The sequence below is a fragment of the uncultured Aquimarina sp. genome (assembly GCF_947492965.1).
Taxonomy (GTDB): Bacteria; Bacteroidota; Bacteroidia; order Flavobacteriales; family Flavobacteriaceae; genus Aquimarina.
This window is the reverse complement of sequence record NZ_CANLOZ010000003.1, coordinates 100,189-117,026: the sequence shown is the minus strand read 5'-3', so window position 1 is coordinate 117,026 and position 16,838 is coordinate 100,189. Positions and strand designations below refer to the sequence as shown.

Annotated in this window: 17 protein-coding genes; 10 read left to right on the top strand and 7 right to left on the bottom strand. The window is 33.7% G+C overall.

Going from position 1 to position 16,838, the window contains the following annotated elements:
* The first annotated feature begins 13 nt into the window (after positions 1–13).
* The 8 genes from Q1B37_RS08680 (at position 14) to Q1B37_RS08645 (ending at position 9,397) form a co-directional block, all read left to right on the top strand.
* The gene (locus Q1B37_RS08680) at positions 14–2,224 is read left to right on the top strand and encodes a LodA/GoxA family CTQ-dependent oxidase (protein ID WP_299897910.1); all 2,211 of its coding nucleotides are present in this window, start codon (positions 14–16) and stop codon (positions 2,222–2,224) included.
* A gap of 6 nt (positions 2,225–2,230) precedes the next feature.
* The gene (locus Q1B37_RS08675; RefSeq protein ID WP_299897907.1) at positions 2,231–2,674 is read left to right on the top strand and encodes a hypothetical protein; all 444 of its coding nucleotides are present in this window, start codon (positions 2,231–2,233) and stop codon (positions 2,672–2,674) included.
* The gene (locus tag Q1B37_RS08670; protein WP_299897903.1) at positions 2,674–3,819 is read left to right on the top strand and encodes an NAD(P)/FAD-dependent oxidoreductase; all 1,146 of its coding nucleotides are present in this window, start codon (positions 2,674–2,676) and stop codon (positions 3,817–3,819) included. Before Q1B37_RS08675 ends, Q1B37_RS08670 begins: the two co-directional genes overlap by 1 nt.
* A gap of 16 nt (positions 3,820–3,835) precedes the next feature.
* On the top strand, positions 3,836–5,455 hold the full coding sequence (locus Q1B37_RS08665; protein ID WP_299897900.1) for a hypothetical protein: 1,620 nt from the start codon (positions 3,836–3,838) through the stop codon (positions 5,453–5,455).
* A 108-nt stretch (positions 5,456–5,563) separates the two neighbouring features.
* Positions 5,564–5,998: a hypothetical protein gene (locus tag Q1B37_RS08660; RefSeq protein WP_299897897.1), complete on the top strand. Its 435-nt coding sequence runs from the start codon at positions 5,564–5,566 to the stop codon at positions 5,996–5,998.
* A 66-nt stretch (positions 5,999–6,064) separates the two neighbouring features.
* Entirely contained in the window at positions 6,065–6,961 is an 897-nt protein-coding gene (locus Q1B37_RS08655; protein ID WP_299897894.1) for a metallophosphoesterase, read from the top strand.
* Between the two features lie 12 nt (positions 6,962–6,973).
* Positions 6,974–8,152 carry an AraC family transcriptional regulator gene (locus Q1B37_RS08650; RefSeq protein WP_299897891.1) on the top strand — a complete coding sequence of 393 codons (1,179 nt, stop codon included), beginning with the start codon at positions 6,974–6,976 and terminating at the stop codon, positions 8,150–8,152.
* A gap of 108 nt (positions 8,153–8,260) precedes the next feature.
* A complete protein-coding gene (locus Q1B37_RS08645; RefSeq protein WP_299897888.1) occupies positions 8,261–9,397 on the top strand; it encodes an acyltransferase family protein in 1,137 nt (378 codons plus the stop codon).
* A gap of 43 nt (positions 9,398–9,440) precedes the next feature.
* Here the strand turns inward: Q1B37_RS08645 and Q1B37_RS08640 are convergent, their stop codons facing one another.
* Both Q1B37_RS08640 and Q1B37_RS08635 read right to left on the bottom strand, forming a co-directional pair.
* Positions 9,441–9,680: a NifU family protein gene (locus Q1B37_RS08640; RefSeq protein ID WP_027394883.1), complete on the bottom strand. Its 240-nt coding sequence runs from the start codon at positions 9,678–9,680 to the stop codon at positions 9,441–9,443.
* A gap of 3 nt (positions 9,681–9,683) precedes the next feature.
* Positions 9,684–10,826, bottom strand: a complete 1,143-nt coding sequence (locus Q1B37_RS08635; RefSeq protein WP_299897885.1) for an Mrp/NBP35 family ATP-binding protein — start codon at positions 10,824–10,826, stop codon at positions 9,684–9,686.
* A 176-nt stretch (positions 10,827–11,002) separates the two neighbouring features.
* Between Q1B37_RS08635 and Q1B37_RS08630 the strand changes: the two genes are divergently transcribed.
* A complete protein-coding gene (locus Q1B37_RS08630; RefSeq protein ID WP_299605164.1) occupies positions 11,003–11,833 on the top strand; it encodes a hypothetical protein in 831 nt (276 codons plus the stop codon).
* 26 nt (positions 11,834–11,859) lie between these two features.
* Here the strand turns inward: Q1B37_RS08630 and Q1B37_RS08625 are convergent, their stop codons facing one another.
* Genes Q1B37_RS08625 through trmB form a run of 3 tightly spaced genes read right to left on the bottom strand, consistent with a single transcriptional unit; the run spans position 11,860 to position 13,530 of the window.
* Positions 11,860–12,195, bottom strand: coding sequence for an MGMT family protein (locus Q1B37_RS08625; protein ID WP_299605161.1), 336 nt, complete (start codon positions 12,193–12,195; stop codon positions 11,860–11,862).
* A 10-nt stretch (positions 12,196–12,205) separates the two neighbouring features.
* The gene (locus tag Q1B37_RS08620) at positions 12,206–12,841 is read right to left on the bottom strand and encodes a LysE family transporter (protein WP_299605159.1); all 636 of its coding nucleotides are present in this window, start codon (positions 12,839–12,841) and stop codon (positions 12,206–12,208) included.
* A 14-nt stretch (positions 12,842–12,855) separates the two neighbouring features.
* Complete coding sequence (gene trmB / locus Q1B37_RS08615) at positions 12,856–13,530, bottom strand: tRNA (guanosine(46)-N7)-methyltransferase TrmB (RefSeq protein ID WP_299897882.1); 675 nt, start codon at positions 13,528–13,530, stop codon at positions 12,856–12,858.
* A 420-nt stretch (positions 13,531–13,950) separates the two neighbouring features.
* On the opposite strand from trmB, the gene Q1B37_RS08610 reads away from it, so the two are divergent.
* Positions 13,951–15,006 (top strand): glycosyltransferase, encoded by a 1,056-nt coding sequence (locus Q1B37_RS08610; RefSeq protein WP_299897879.1) that lies wholly within the window; start codon positions 13,951–13,953, stop codon positions 15,004–15,006.
* Here Q1B37_RS08610 and Q1B37_RS08605 read toward each other — a convergent pair.
* Both Q1B37_RS08605 and Q1B37_RS08600 read right to left on the bottom strand, forming a co-directional pair.
* Complete coding sequence (locus tag Q1B37_RS08605) at positions 14,944–16,023, bottom strand: ATP-binding protein (protein ID WP_299897876.1); 1,080 nt, start codon at positions 16,021–16,023, stop codon at positions 14,944–14,946. The two genes, Q1B37_RS08610 and Q1B37_RS08605, sit on opposite strands and share 63 nt — an antisense overlap.
* The gene (locus Q1B37_RS08600; protein ID WP_299897873.1) at positions 16,023–16,706 is read right to left on the bottom strand and encodes a response regulator transcription factor; all 684 of its coding nucleotides are present in this window, start codon (positions 16,704–16,706) and stop codon (positions 16,023–16,025) included. Before Q1B37_RS08600 ends, Q1B37_RS08605 begins: the two co-directional genes overlap by 1 nt.
* Positions 16,707–16,838 lie beyond the last annotated feature (132 nt).

The window sequence follows — 16,838 nt, the reverse complement described above, 5'->3', positions numbered from 1 at the left end:
AAAGCAACACATAATGGACAATACATATACCACTTTTAAAATTCACCCAAGTATTGGAATCGCAAGGCTTGGTAATACAGATGACGATTTTTATCTAACTCCAGAACAACCTGGGACCTTACCAATTGCTTGTGATGAAATGGGAAGAGAACAAAAAGACTCTAAAGGAAACCCTATAAGGGTTAGTTCTTTTAAAGACAGTAATGATTTATCTAAAATCAAAAAACAAGCAGCAAGATTCAGGATTTTCTCCTATGAAAATGGAGACACTAAAGGAGAAGAAATTAAAGTAGGAGGCAGTTACAATTTTGTATATGAGACTGCAGTTACTGCCCCAAGAATTGTAAAAGGAAAAGTTACTGATATTGATTGGACGGTTCATCTAGCCAATAAAAAAGCTTCCTGGTATGAATTTCAGGAAAACAACGGACAACAAGGGTATGCACCAGACCACCCACTTCGTAATCCAGAAGTAACACAACCTGATCTAAGAAGACAACTGATTATCGATCCTGGACCATTAACTGTAAACCTAAAAAACAATAGGGGATTTTTTGCAAAATTTGGTTCAGAAAGCAAAAAAACAGATGCTAGTAAATACAAAAAGGTATCCTATCCACAAACATTTCCTCCTTCGGATATTCAACCAAATGCTATAGAAACCTTAGGCAGTTTATTAGTAAACGAACAAGAAAAAAACATCCGATTGATTGTATTAGGCGGAAATGGAAATTCAGGTTCTACCAAAACTACCGTTATCGAAAGTTTTGTAAATAATGATGGGTGGTTTGATGATATTTCCGATGGGCCAGTAACAGCCAATATCGAATATACATTTATGGATACTGTTTACGATGGTGATAAAGAAAAAAAGGTGAAAACTACTGGAACCATGGACGTACAAGTCCCTGCATGGGTAGTCGTTGGGTATCCAAGATATGTACCTGAAATGGAAGATATGATTACCATGGATGAAAAGATGTATGATCTTTTTGTACGTAAAATGGCCTATGATCCACAGGTATTTGGAGTTCCTCCTTTTACCAAAGAAACTAATAGTCCAAAAACACCAGAAGAATTTGATATCTGGAGAAATGAAGCTCATTACAATCCAGATTATTATCCAAAATTTTATAAAGAATTGTGGCCTCAACTACGAAGACCTGATGATTTTAAGTACACTTTTGTCTTTGATTTCTTCGGTGGTGGTGATCCTCATAATAGAGGAACAGGAGGTAATCTAGATTATAAAACACTTTCTATTCCACCAAAAAACGGAAAAGATCCTTACTACAGGTTACGACAATTCGTTTATGGAATCATGAGGAAAACAGATCAACTCAATGCGTATGAAGTAGAAGGCAATTACAACCTAACTTCTAATAAGCCAAGATTGATGCCACTACTTTGTGGAGATAATCCATTAACCAATACCGCTCCTCAAAAATTTCTTTCTATGACAGAAACCCAGCTGTTTTTCTTAAAACAATGGGCAAATGGAAAGTTTGTAAATGAATGCGATGAATGGGGAGAAAGTAACTCATCCTGCACAAATCCTTGGGCAAACCCGCCAACAACAGGAATCGGAATTGATAGAGGCGTATTAAGTAATGTATTGGGTGGTGCATTTTGTCCTGGAGGAGAACTCTCATGGATTGTAGACAATCCTGCAATCTATAGCGAACCTTATAGAATAAAACATGCTACCTATATCGCCGGAGGACTTAGCATTCCTCAACCTATCGCAAACAAGGATGGAAGTACTGCACCTAATATTGCTGCTGGAATGGAACCTGGAGATCTTACAAAATATATTGGAATTCCATGGCAAGCAGATTTTCATGAATGTACTTTTCAGAACATCAATACTACCTACGAAAAATGGAACAATATTTATCCAGAATCCATTGGTGATCCTGTAGAACAGCAAATAGCATATAATATTCCTTGGTGGCCAGCTCATAGACCTATTGTAGTTCCTGAATCTTTGAATGGTTCTCAAGTGTATTGGGCATCTGGAATACCGAACAACAATGCAGGAGATCTTCAAATGGTAGAGGCTTGGAAAGATCTTGGGTTTTTGATATCCGAAGGAGAAGGAATCACACGGCAATTCTATCAGGTAGAACGTAATAATGAAGCATTAGGAGACCCTGTACAACCAGGTAATCGTGTTTTAGGTCAAAGTTTTGGCGAATCGAACAAAGAAAATAATTCAAATTAAAAAATCATGAATACAGCTATTAACTCTGTACCGGAAATTCTAACTGGCATATGGACCTATCGAAGTTTTCTAAGTAATCCTGATCTGGATGCAGACTTTGATTCTTTAGAATTTGGAAGGGGAAATATAAAAATAAACGAAGCTCCATTTCAAACATTAGATGGTCTGATTTATGGTCCTGGATGGGAATTAAAACTAAAAGGATCAATTGGCTACGGCAATCCTTTCACACTACAATTCCAAGGAAAAGGTATTGTTGGAGGAGCCGAATGGATCTATAATTATTTAGGATATTTCGTTCCGAACTGGATGAATGGCGTTGACCAACGCCCTGCAATTGTGGGGTCTATCGTTAGAGCAATTCCTCATCCTACAGGACCTAATAGTAAATCTACAGCTCCAGCTGGAGTGGTTGCACAATGGATTGCTGTAAAACAAGACTATAATTAATGACCAACAAGAAACTGACATATGATGTTTGTATTATAGGTGGTGGAGTTGCAGGATGTGCAACAGCAATAGCCTTAAAAAATAAAGCGCCTTTTTTATCTATTGTGATCATAGAACGAGCAATAGAAATGCTACCCAATGATGCATATTTACCGAGAATTGGAGAAACCATTCCTCCGCAAGCATCTCAACAATTACAACAATTAGGAATTTGGGATTCTTTCGTAAAGTGTAATTTCCAACAGTCTTATGGCACCTCTGCTTCATGGGGTTCTTCCGAATTGTATTATAATGAATATATGTATTCTACTTATGGATATGGCTGGCATCTGGATAGACTGACTTTTGATCAGTTTATGATAAAAGAAGCCAAAAAAAAGGGAGTATCTATACAATTTAAAACTAGTGTCTTATCCTCCGAAAAAAAATCCGAATTCTGGTATTTAAAGACCAATTCAAATCAGAAACAAACAATTATCAAATCCCGTTTTGTTATTGATGCTACAGGAAAAAAAGCTGCTTTTTCATGTCTTCAACAAGTGACTAAAATAAAAGAAGATCGAATGGTAGGTATTTACCGCTTTTATAATATTGCCAATTCTAATAAAACAGATTTAGGTACTGGCATCTTTGTAGAAACCGATCCATATGGGTGGTGGTATAGCGCTACACTGCCTAATGAAAAACTGGTAATTGCATACATGACAGATGCAGATATTGCAAATAAAATGCAAATTCGAAGAACCGATATTTTTGACAAGCACCTATTTAAAACAAACTATACAAATTCGAGAATAAAAAACTCAGCAAGTCTCATAGAACCACAAATCGTTGCTGCACATACCCAATTTCTAAGCTCATCCGTCGGTAATTCCTGGCTGGCTGTTGGAGATGCTGCATCCAGCTACGATCCTATTTCTTCCTTAGGAATTTTCAAATCTCTAACAATGAGTCAATTTGCAGCTTATGCTACTGTTGATTTTTTAAAAGGAGATCCCTCAGCGTTACCAAAGTACCAATACATTATTACGCAAGATTATAAAGGGTACTTAAAAAAAAGGCAAGAATACTATGCACAAGAACAACGTTACTCTAATTCTTCATTTTGGGAAAGAAGACAGCGATTACAAACAATAACTAATTAACCTAAAATTATATATTATGAAACGCACAGAACAACTTTTATACACCTATTTTAATAAGCTTTGGGTAATCCCATGTATCTCGATGTTATTCTTTTCTTGTAAAGACAAGGTTACCGTTAAAGAGCAGATCGATACTGCAGAAGTTACTATAAATACTAATGATTACAAAAAAATTCCAGCTCCTGTAACATTTTCTCCCGATATTCCAGTAGATGTAAATCCAGTAATTCAGCAAAAATTCAAAGACAAAAAAGACATTTTTGGACTAAATCAAAAGTTCAATGAATACAGTTGGCAAGCTTTTATTGCAATTATGTGGCCAAGAGATGAAAAAGGAAAGCCAACAGAAAAATTTACAGATAAAGGAGAACTTACTTGGTTAGGATGGAAAGAAGCATTTCAGGTTTACAGAGCAGACGGAAAAACTCCAGCTCCTTGGGGAAGTCCAAGAACTACCTCGGGATTAGGTTTATCAGATGCTATTTTATCTAATAACGATGCACGTGTAGTGCTTTCTAAAAACACACCTACAAGCAGTAAAAACTTTGATATCGCAGATGAAGTAGATCAGGCATTCGCCGGAAAACTTTTTGATCAAAACGGAAATGTAGTTGTATATGAAGTACTCATGAATAAAGAGGAGTTCGATTATATCGTTTCTAATAAACTTTATAATATTAATGGTCAGACTAAGTTCTCAGAAACTGGAATTGCTAATTTTCCTAAAGGGAATTATGAGGAGAATAAATTAGGAGCTGTAGAAATCAAATTTGCATGGAAAATACTTACTGTCAAAGATTATAAAGATCGCTATTATACAGAAGAAGGATATATTATTGGTCCAGATGGCACTTCATTAGTTAAAAAAGATTTAGGAATGATTGGTTTTCATATTAGTCAAAAAACACCGACAGGCAAACAATGGGTATGGTCCACTTTTGAGCATATTGATAATTTAGATCAAAATGTAATTGAAAAAGACGGAAAAACTACAGTAATTCCTCCATCGCTTACAGACCCTAACTGCGAAATTTGTCCTGTAAACATAGATGTTACAAAAAACGGAACAACATATACTCATAATAAAGGAGTTCATGGAGATTTCTGGACAATTTCTAGTAGTACGGATAAATATTTTGCCAACAGTGATGTGATGAAAACTCAGGCAAAACGAATGGTAGATATACCCGTAAGAGTACAGCGAATTAATGAAAAAATGCAGACCTATTTTAAACAACAAAAAAGTGTTTGGCAATACTATCGATTAATCGACACTCAATATCCGTTAGATCAGAATGTCCCTCCTGGCAATCACACAGAAAGTGGTTATAAAGTACCAGAATCTGTAGTTAACAAACCTGGTGGAAATCCAAATCTTGCATTACTTACCAATATCACAATGGAGACCTTTTTTCAGGGAGGGAATCAATCTGCCTCAAATTTAATGGAGGCAAATCCAGTAAGTGATATTACTATTTTTGGTACAGAGAGTTGTATGGGATGTCACTCTAGTGCTGGCATCTACCTATATAAGAACGGAAAGTTAACTTCTGGAGATCAATTGAGTGGAGATTTTAGTTGGTTATTAGGCAAAGCACAATGGGAAAAAGGTGTCCCTAAAAAACCCTCAAAGTAGACGGTTTTACTCAAATAGTATTCATCTAATTAATTTTTGATAATACCAAGTAAATATTATGTAATCTCGATTATCGAGTCTAGTTTCATAACCAAACACAACAGCAATATGTATACCTTTAAAAATAAACCTTGCTCTTGTACTACCGAAAATGCTAATAAACCATCTGGTAGCTCTACAAAAAAGATGAGTGTTCTAAATATACTATCCGCTGTTGTGTTTTTTTTATTTCCTAAATGTGCATTTTGTTGGGCTGCTTATGCTTCATTTTTTAGTTACATCGGTTTCGATCAATTAGAATATAATTCTAAATGGAAATATGTAATACTTGCTCTATTCCTGTTGGGAAGTATTATTTTAATGTGGAAGCATTATAAAAATAAATCCTGGATCAATATTATAGTATACACCGTTGGATTATTCATTTTACTTATTGCCTATTATCTAAACTACAATCAAACATGGTGGTTATATATTGTAGCTTTTTTAATGATTTTAAGTAATTTCCATTTAAGAAAAAATCGAACTCTTAGTCATCCATAATATTTATCAAGTACTACGCTTTTAAAAAACATAGAGTATTGTATATTTATACAAAAAGTACCTTCTATGTCATCTCAATCCCGTTTGGATCGCGCTTATAAAAACGCAAAAGTTATCCCTTTTGATGACAGTTCTAAGTTTATTCTTTTTAGTGATTGCCATAGAGGTGATAACAGTTTTGCCGATGATTTTGCGAATAATCGTAATATTTATTTCCATGCTTTACAACATTACTTTAGCGAAGGATTTACCTATTGCGAATTAGGAGATGGGGATGAACTATGGGAAAATATACATTTTGAAACTATTCTGAGAGCACATAAAAATGTGTATGAATTACTCCAGAAATTCTATTTTAATGATAGATTAGCAATGATTTGGGGTAATCATGATATGGTATATAGAGATCCAAAATATGTAAAAAAGTATCTAAGTTCTTTTTATGATCGAAAGATTGATGATGATGTTCCTCTTTTTCCAAATATTGAATATCATGAAGCAATTATTCTAAGACATACCAATACTAAACAAGACATTTTTTTATTACATGGCCATCAGGCAGACTTTATGAACTATGTTGGGTGGAGAATCAATCGATTTTTGGTTCGCGTGTTGTGGAAACCTTTGCAGGTAGTGGGTATTGCAGATCCTACAAGCCCTGCTAAAAACTATAGAGAGACTAAAAAAGTAGAGAAGCGAATAAAAAAATGGATTTCGAATCACAAAAATCAGTTTACAATCATAGGGCATACGCATCGCCCTCGTTTTCCAGAAGCAGGTGAATTAGCACTTTTTAATGATGGAAGCTGTGTACATCCCAGATCAATTACTGGAATTGAAATTGAAAATGGTTGTATCACGCTAATCAAATGGCAAATTGCTACAACAGATGGTGGTACATTAAAAATAATTAGAGTCCCGTTAGAAGGACCTCAGAAGTTAACAGATTTTATTACAGAATAAACCATTGCTGCTATGGAACAAGTACAGCAGATCATAGATCAAATTCCTATACGACATAATTTTGCTTCCTATTTTATTAGTCTTGGTATATTTATAGGATTACTAATCAGTTTGGTAATTCTTCTAAGAACTTCTAAAAAAAGTAAAGCATTTAGAATTTACGGGTGGTCATTACTTATACAATCCATTATAGCTACAGACGTTTTTTTATGTTATACAGGTTTGATAAAATATGTACTCCATTTTAATGACAGTACAGAACCTTTAGTTTTACTTTTAGCACCATCTATTTACTTATTTGTATACTCTCTTCTGGTTAGAAAACCTATTACAATAAAAAAGCATAGTGTACATTTCTTACCAGCTATTCTATACTTTTTTACACAAATACAATATTATTTAGAACCTATTTCGGTAAAAGTAAATGCATATTTAGGAGCTTACTATCCTCATGTAAAAAGAGCTGTAGTTCCAGAAAACACAGACTACACCTATCAATTGATTAAGGATGAATTCCGATGGTTGGTTTTATTTAGCTTTGTTTTTTATATAGTACTTTCTATTCGCCTTATCATCATACATAAAGCTAAAAGAGCAAAGACAAATTCAGAATACACTAGGATTGACAAATTCGATTTTTCTAAGAATACGTCTATAGGATTACTTGCATTTTTCTTACTGATTTTTATAGTGTATTTAAACTATGATGACGATGGAGGAGATCATTATATTTTTATCTTTCATACCATAATAGTTACTATAACAGGTATTGTTTTGTTATCAGAATCTAGATTTTTCGAAAATTCGTGGATTGCAGATAAATATGAAACTTCTAGTTATAAGGGGCAAGAAATTTCTATAGACGAGATAAAAAACTTCGTAGAAAGTAAAGAGTTTTATTTAACCAGTTCGGCTTCTTTAAAAAGATTATCTGAGGAATTAAATTCGAGTGCTAATTACATATCACAGATCATCAATACCTCTACTGGTTTAAATTTTAATGATTTTATTAATCAATATAGAATCGAACTATCTAAAAAAAGATTAACAAATCCAGAATATGCTCACCTTACGATTGAAGCTATTGGCAACTCAGTAGGATTTAACTCAAAATCAGCTTTTTATAATGCTTTCAAAAAACATGTAGCCATGTCTCCAAAGGCTTTTGTAACCTTACAAAATACAACTTAACATTATTAAAAAAGGTGTAGTATTACAATATAGGACGTATTTAGACACTTTTTTGCTCTAATAAAAAGAGATTTATTTCACTTTTGGAGAAACAAATTTTCAAAAGTTATGGATCAAAAAATTCGTCGATACGACTTAGATTGGTTACGAGTAATCGTATTTGCATTGCTTATTTTTTATCATGTAGGAATGTTTTTCGTTCCTTGGGGATGGCATATTAAAAACAATGACATCTCAGAAGGAATGCGGTGGCCTATGTTATTCTTAAATCAATGGCGGCTTCCTATTTTATTCGTTATCTCGGGAATGGGAACTTACTACGCTTTATCCAAAAGAAGTTTATGGCAATTTAATCTAGAACGTTTCTTACGGTTGGGTATTCCTTTAGCCTTTGGTATGCTATTAATTGTACCTCCACAAATTTATTTTGAAAGATTAGCCACAAACGAATTTGTAGGGTCTTATTTTTCATATCTAACTACAGAAGCGTATACAGGAGTCTATCCAGAAGGTAATGTCAGCTGGCACCATTTGTGGTTTTTACCATACTTATTTCTATACTCATTGTTACTATCACCCATCTTAGTATTCCTGAAAAACAGACATACTAAAATACTACAATGGCTTTCAAGGCAACTAACAAAACCTTTTGGGTTTTATATTTTCATCATTCCTTTATATCTCATAGAAACATTAATAGAACCATTTTTCCCAGTAACCCACGCACTAATAGATGACTGGTTTACATTTATCAATTTTATGGTGCTATTTTTTTACGGATTCTTGTTAATCTCTTGCGGATCTATTTTTTGGGAACGAATTCAATTATTTAAGCAAAGAGCCTTATGGATTGGAATTATTGCATTCATCATACAAACTATCATCTGGGTAATCGGTAAAGACAGCATAATTATTCACTTCTCAGAAGGTGTAGTAAAGGTGGTTAATCTCTGGTCATGGATATTAGTACTATTTGGTTATGCGGCAAAGTATTTAAATAGAAGAAGTAACATCCTCGCATATTGTAATAGAGCCGTATATCCTTTTTATATTCTACATCAAACTATTACTGTAGGTATAGGATATTATCTGATGAATTTAGAATGGAATATCACTCTGAAATTTATCATTATGGTATTAGGAACTTTTTTAATTAGCTGGATTATCTACCATTTTATCATTCTAAAAATCCCGTTTTTACAACCATTATTTGGTCTTAAAAAAACATATGCTCAAGAGAAATAATCCTCTTGAGCATATGTTTTTGTTTGTATTAACGAAATATAGATTATTCTATATTTACAACTTCTTCGATCTGAGGAGCATATTTTTTAATGGTCATCTCTACTCCAGATTTTAACGTCATCTGATTTACGCTACAACCTACACAAGCTCCTTCTAACTGAACTTTGACTCTCTTATCATCTTCAATACCTACCAATGAGATATTACCTCCATCACTTTCTAAAAACGGACGGATCTCATCAAGCGCTTTCTCTACATTAATCTTTAATTCTTCAGATGTCATTTTCTATTTTTTTACTGCAGAACATCCTGCCATTGTTGTTATTTTAATTGCTTCTGTAGGCGGTAAATTTTCATTTCTATTTACCACTTCTTGCACCACATTTCTTGTCAATTCTTCAAAAGCTTTCTCTATAGAAGTAGCCGTTTGTAATGCTGCAGGGCGACCTACATCTCCCGCTTCACGAATACTCTGTACCAAAGGTATCTCTCCTAAAAATGGTACATTAATATCTTCAGCAAGGTTTTTGGCTCCTTCTTTCCCAAATATATAATATTTATTGTTAGGAAGCTCTTCTGGAGTAAAATAAGCCATATTTTCTACAATTCCTAAAACGGGAACTTTAATACTATCCTGTTGGAACATAGCTACCCCTTTTCTAGCATCTGCTAATGCTACATTTTGCGGAGTACTTACTACCACCGCACCAGTAATAGGTAAAGATTGCATAATCGATAAATGGATATCTCCTGTACCTGGTGGTAAATCCAATAATAAGAAATCTAACTCTCCCCAAGCAGCGTCAAAAATCATTTGGTTCAATGCTTTTGCCGCCATGGGTCCTCTCCAAACTACTGCTTGATTAGGTTGCGTAAAAAATCCTATCGATAAGATTTTTACTCCATAGCTTTCTATAGGCTTCATCTTAGATTTATCACCTACCTTTACAGATAATGGTCTTTCTCTTTCTACATCAAACATAATAGGCGCCGAAGGACCATAAATATCAGCATCCAAAAGCCCCACACTAAATCCCATTTTGGATAAGGTAACTGCTAAATTAGAAGTTACTGTAGATTTACCAACACCTCCTTTACCAGAGGCAACGGCAATAATATTTTTAATTCCTGGTATTGGTTTCCCTTTAATCACGTTAGGTTCCTGAGGTTTCGGTGCTGGAGCATTTACCTTAATGTTTACTTTTACCTTAGCTTTTTCATAGACGTTAGCGTGGATAGCCTTCATCACATCAACTTCAGCTCTTTTTTTGATGTGTAGCGCTGGTGTAGACAGTTCTAAATCTACAATCACCTCATCACCAAAAGTAATTACGTTTTTCACAGCTCCGCTTTCTACCATATTTTTACCTTCTCCTGCAACTGTGATAGTCTCTAAAGCCTTTATGATCTCTGATTTTTCTAACTTCATTTGTAATAATTCTTTTCCTAAAGCAAATTTAACTGCAAAGATAGCTCTAAAAGTTAAGATTCTAAAACCTATAAATTGAAATGAATTATCATAATATTGGCAATGCTGATAATGAAATTTTCCAAAATGGTACAGTTTGTGTTTTTGGCTATTAAGATTTAAAATCTGTAGCCCCAATGAAAAGAATTATCGGCATGATTTGCCTTTTGTTATTTTTTGCACTAACAGCTTCTGGTCAAGGTTCACTAGAAACTGCACAACAGCGATTATCCAAGGAAAATAACGCTGATATATTTCGAACTAATCCTAATAGCTCGGATAATCTTTTATCTCAAAATGATCGTAATTTAGGAAGAATTACCAAAGTTTTTGTGGAGATTGGTTTGTATGCCACGTACTATGGATTAATAGAAAGCCCGATGGAAAGAAAACATAAAGGGCGTAAAGCATTTATTACCAAACACCCTTATTTTATCTCCAATAAAGGTAATTACTCATATAATTGGGGAGCAGACACGAATCTATACAGAATTACAGCCGCTAATAGATTCCTAAAAGATACAGACCAATTATATGGCAATACTGCTCATATAGATTTTCGGTTTTTAAAAAGAATGAGTTTAGAAGCTAACTATCTACAACTCTGGGAACATGAATCTTTCTATAGCAATAGTTCTCTGGCTACCTATACCATTCTTGCTAAATATAACAGAATCCGAACAGAGAAATTTAATGCTTATTGGGGTGTAGGAGCTACATATATTGCTGGAGAGGTAGAAGAATTTGGTTTTACCTACGGTATTGGCGCAGAATATTTCTTTATAAATCCATTGAGTATTGAAATCAATTACAATCAATCTTTTATCAACTCTTTTTCTTCAAACAGACTAAACAGCTTATTGAATTATCATATCAATCAATATAAAATAATTGGAGGGTATGAATACTTGAGAATTGGTGGATTTAATTTCTCTACTATTTCGGTTGGGTTAGGCCTTTTTATTTAAAAATTAGTGTTCTTAAATCACTACGATTATAGTTCCTTCATAGGATCCCAGAATAATTTTTCAAAATTTTGAATTTGATTTTCAATAACCTCTACACCTTCGCTTTCTAATAACTGCTGCATTAAGTTAGTACCTTCAAAATGATGTTTCCCAGTTAATACACCTTTGCGATTTACTACTCGGTGTGCAGGTACATCTTCTTGTTTTCCAGATGCATTCATAGCCCAACCAACCATTCTCGCACTTCTTGCAGCTCCAAGATATTTAGCGATAGCCCCGTAAGATGTCACTCTTCCGTACGGAATCAATCTAGCCACCTCATATACCCTATCAAAGAAATTATTGTCTGTATTAGTACTCATAGTGTTCCTATTATCCCTCGTTCCAGGTATAAATTATCCTTGCAACGGTGAGCATTACTAAAATCAGCATCAATATTCCCATAAAATAATTGGAATACTTAGTGATAGAAGCAGTTTTCTTTTCAATTTTTAAAAACGATAATACATAAAAATAGAGCGTTACAAAAGTTCCTGCTCCTGCTGCAATTCCAAATATAAAAATTCGAAGCGCATCGTATTCTATCTTACCACTTACACTCATGGCAGCTGCTATAGTACAGAAATAAGGTATTGGTAATACATTTACCAGAGACATCATTACTCCTTTAAAAAAACTGCGAGAACCTGCATGCTTGTATACCTTCATTTTGGTTCTTCTTTGTTTTGCCTTCACAAAAAAATAAATTGCCATTAAAAAAAATATCACTGCTCCTGTTCTAAGCAGCATATTCTTTACATACGGATTAAAGAAGATATATTTTGCTAGTAATATTGCAAATAATGCCTGTACAAAAACTATGGAAGATGCTCCAATGGCTACCAAAATGCCATTTTTCTTCCCCCTTTCTAAGCATGTTTTAGCTACCGTCATATTGATCAATCCTGGAGGAATTACTCCAACTAGAGAAGCAAAAAAAGTAACTAAAAAGAGTTTAGTAGTTTCCAAATCGATGACGCAATTTAGGTAATTTTAAACTGGATGTAAGTTATAGGTTTATTTTGTTCTAGGTATTGTTTTTCATAAAAAGTTTGAATAGAAGTTACCTCTTCTGGCGAACCCTCCTGATGATATACATTATGGTTCGAATAAAGTACTTCATGTCCTTCTCCATGTAACAATCCTAAGGTATATCCATGCATAAACTCACTATCTGTTTTAAGATGCATAATACCATTTGGCTTTAAGATATTTTTATATCGCTGTAAAAACTGATGGTTAGTCATTCTATGTTTTGTACGCTTATATTTTATCTGAGGGTCTGGAAAGGTGATCCAAATTTCATCGATCTCATTAGCATCGAAAATATACTCCACTAGCTCGATTTGTGTTCTAATGAAACCGACATTTTTCATTTCGTTTTCGATGGCTGTCTTTGCACCACGCCAAAATCGAGCACCTTTAATATCGATACCTATAAAATTCTTATCTGGATATTTTTCTGCTAATCCTACAGTATATTCTCCTTTACCACATCCTAATTCTAATACAATCGGATTTTGGTTTTTAAAAAATTTCTCACCCCATTTCCCTTTATAACCAAGAGCATTGTTCAACACTTCCTCCCTGGTTGGCTCTACCACATTCTGAAAAATCTTGTTTTCGTTAAAACGCTTTAATTTGTTTTTACTTCCCACTGATTTTATTCTTCTTATATGTATTTGACTGTTTAATGCCGATTATGTTACGCTCAGATCTCAATTATTTATTTTACTTCTAAAATAAGATCAAGCAACTAAGATGATATACTCACGTTAGATTCTCTTTCAAATGTAAACTACAATCTAACGGATCCCGTTCTTCAACGGGATTGGTTCAGCTAATACATGCAATGCGCTTCGCTTTTGAACGTAAACACATAATCTAATGGATCCCGTTCTTCAACGGGATTAGTTCAGCTAATACATGCAATGCGCTTCGCTTTTGAATGTAAAGCTTCACTAACCTAAACATAATTTTTTGGTAAAATTAAGGAAATATATACTTACGAGAATACTATTAATTTTAAAATTAGACGATGTCTTTTTTTATATGATTAATTTACAAAACAACTGATTTTGAGTAAAAAAGTTCTTGTTGCACCGCTAAATTGGGGATTAGGTCACGCTACTCGCTGTATTCCTATAATAAACGCATTAATCCATGAAGGTTTTGAACCTGTTATTGCTTCTGATGGAGTAGCTCTTGCATTGCTTAAAAAGGAGTTTCCAAACTTAACTGCTAAAGAAATTCCTTCCTATAATATAGAGTATTCCAAAAAGGCTAGTAACTTTAAATTAAAGATGCTCTTAAACAGTCCAAAAATTGCTCATGCTATTACAGCTGAAAAAAAGGCTACTAAAAAAATTATAGAATCTGATGATTACTATGGCATTATATCGGATAATAGAATGGGTGTTAGACATAAAAGCCTCCCATCAGTTTTTATTACACATCAGCTAACGGTATTAAGTGGAAGTACAACTTCTATAAGTACAAAAATTCATAATAAGTATATCAAAAAATTTGATGTATGCTGGGTACCAGACATGGCCGACGATCCAAGTTTAAGTGGAGAATTAGGACATCCTAAACGAAGCAATATTCCGGTTACCTATCTAGGACCTTTAAGCAGGTTCAATTATCAGAATTTGCCAAAGAAATATGATATTATGGTACTGCTCTCTGGACCGGAACCTCAGCGCACTTTATTGGAGAAGAAGTTATTTCAAGAATTTGAACGTAGTGACAAAAAAATCGTTTTTGTAAGAGGTGTCATCGAAGATCAACACGAAACCTATGTTAAGAATAATATTACCGTTCATAATTACCTAACAGGCATTGCACTTCAAAATACCATTAACAGTAGTAATATTATCATATCCAGATCTGGATACACTACAGTAATGGATCTTGCAAAACTTAAGAAAAAAGCATTCTTTATACCTACTCCTGGTCAATTTGAACAAGAATATCTTGCTCAGCGTCTAACGAATAATAAGTTGGTTCCAAGTTGTAAACAAAATGAGTTTACCCTAAAAAAATTATATGATCTTAATATGTATAAAGGACTAAGCAGTTTTAGTACTGACATCGACTACAGGGAACTTTTTCACTTTTTCCAAAGTAAATGAAAACTCACTTCCAATTCGATAGTCGCTTTCTACATATATACGTTCGTGATGTGCTTCGATAATATGCTTTACAATAGCTAGTCCTAGACCAGAACCTCCTTCTTTTCTAGAACCACTTTTATCCACACGATAAAAACGTTCAAAAAGTCTAGGTATATGTGCCTCAGCAATACCTTCTCCATTATCCGTAACTCTAATAATTACTTTATTACGTATTAAATTTTCTATGCTGACTTCTGTAGTACCATCTTCTTTTCCGTACTTAATAGAATTTACAATAAGATTAGATAATACCTGCTGAATACGTTCTTTATCGGCATGAACGATGATCGGGGTTTGATAGTTCATATCAAAAGTCAAAGCAATATTTTTCTTAGCGGCTTTCATCTCAAAAAGATCAAAAACACTTTGCACTAATTCTACAATGTCAAAATTGGTATAATTTAAGTTAAGATCACCAACTTCGAGCTTTGTGATCATATCTAAATCCTTTACGATATAAATCAGCCTTTCCACTCCTTTATTGGCTCTGTTAAGGTATTTATCTAAAATCACTGGATCATTCATAGCACCATCCAACAGCGTTAGTATATACCCTTGAACTGTAAACAAAGGGGTTTTGAGCTCATGAGAAACATTACCCATAAATTCTTTACGATAATCTTCTCTGATTTTTAATGTTTCTATTTCTGTTTTACGTTTTTGCGCAAATTTTTCTACTTCCTTTATTAAGGTTCTCATATCGGTAGTAACCGGACTTTCGCCTCTGGTATCTACATCCAACATTTCTATATCATCATAAATTTTCCGAACTCTACGGTAAATAAATTTCTGAACTCGATACTGAATAATTAGAAAAGCAACTCCATAACATATAATCATAAAGCCTAATACAAACAGAATATTAAATTGATTCTGAACATATAAAAAAACGCTCACTATGAGCGTTAGTAGTATTGTTATGTATAAAGATGACAGGTATGCAAACCTGTACGATCTTTTAAAATTTTCTGCCATTATATCACAAACTTATAGCCTACCCCTTTTATGGTTTTAAAACTATCATCACCTAGTTTTTCTCTAAGCTTTCGGATATGAACATCTATAGTACGTCCTCCAACGATCACTTCATTACCCCAAACTTTGTCTAATATATCTTCTCTTTTGAAGACTTTACCAGGTTTTGAGGCTAATAAAGATAATAATTCGAATTCTTTTCTTGGCAATATAATTTCATTTTTATCCTTTACAATCTTGTATTCATCTCTGTTAATAACAAGATTACCGATCTTCACTACATTTTCGGAAGCATCATTTTCTTTAAGTCTACGAAGTAATGCTTTTACTTTACTTACTAAAACTTTTGGTCTAATAGGTTTAGTGATATAATCATCTGCTCCAGCATCGAATCCTGCTACCTGAGAATAGTCTTCTCCACGCGCAGTTAGAAAGGTAATAATGGTATTTTGCAAATCTGGCATTTTACGAATCTGTTCGCAAGCTTCGATTCCGTCCATTTCTGGCATCATTACATCTAAAATAATCAAATGTGGTTTTTTCTTTTTTGCAATTTTTACAGCTTCGTTTCCATTTTCTGCTGTTAAGACATTGTAACCTTCGGTAGTTAGATTATATCCTACAATTTCCAAAATATCAGGTTCGTCGTCTACAAGTAAAATGGTGATGTCTTTTTTATTCATTTTTCTAATTGAATTACTTCAGTAGTGGTAAATATACTAGCTTAAAATGAAGTATCGCTAATTATAGAACCTATAAACAATAAACTAACATAAATATTTCATAACCTTAACATTAAGCTAACATTATGAGAT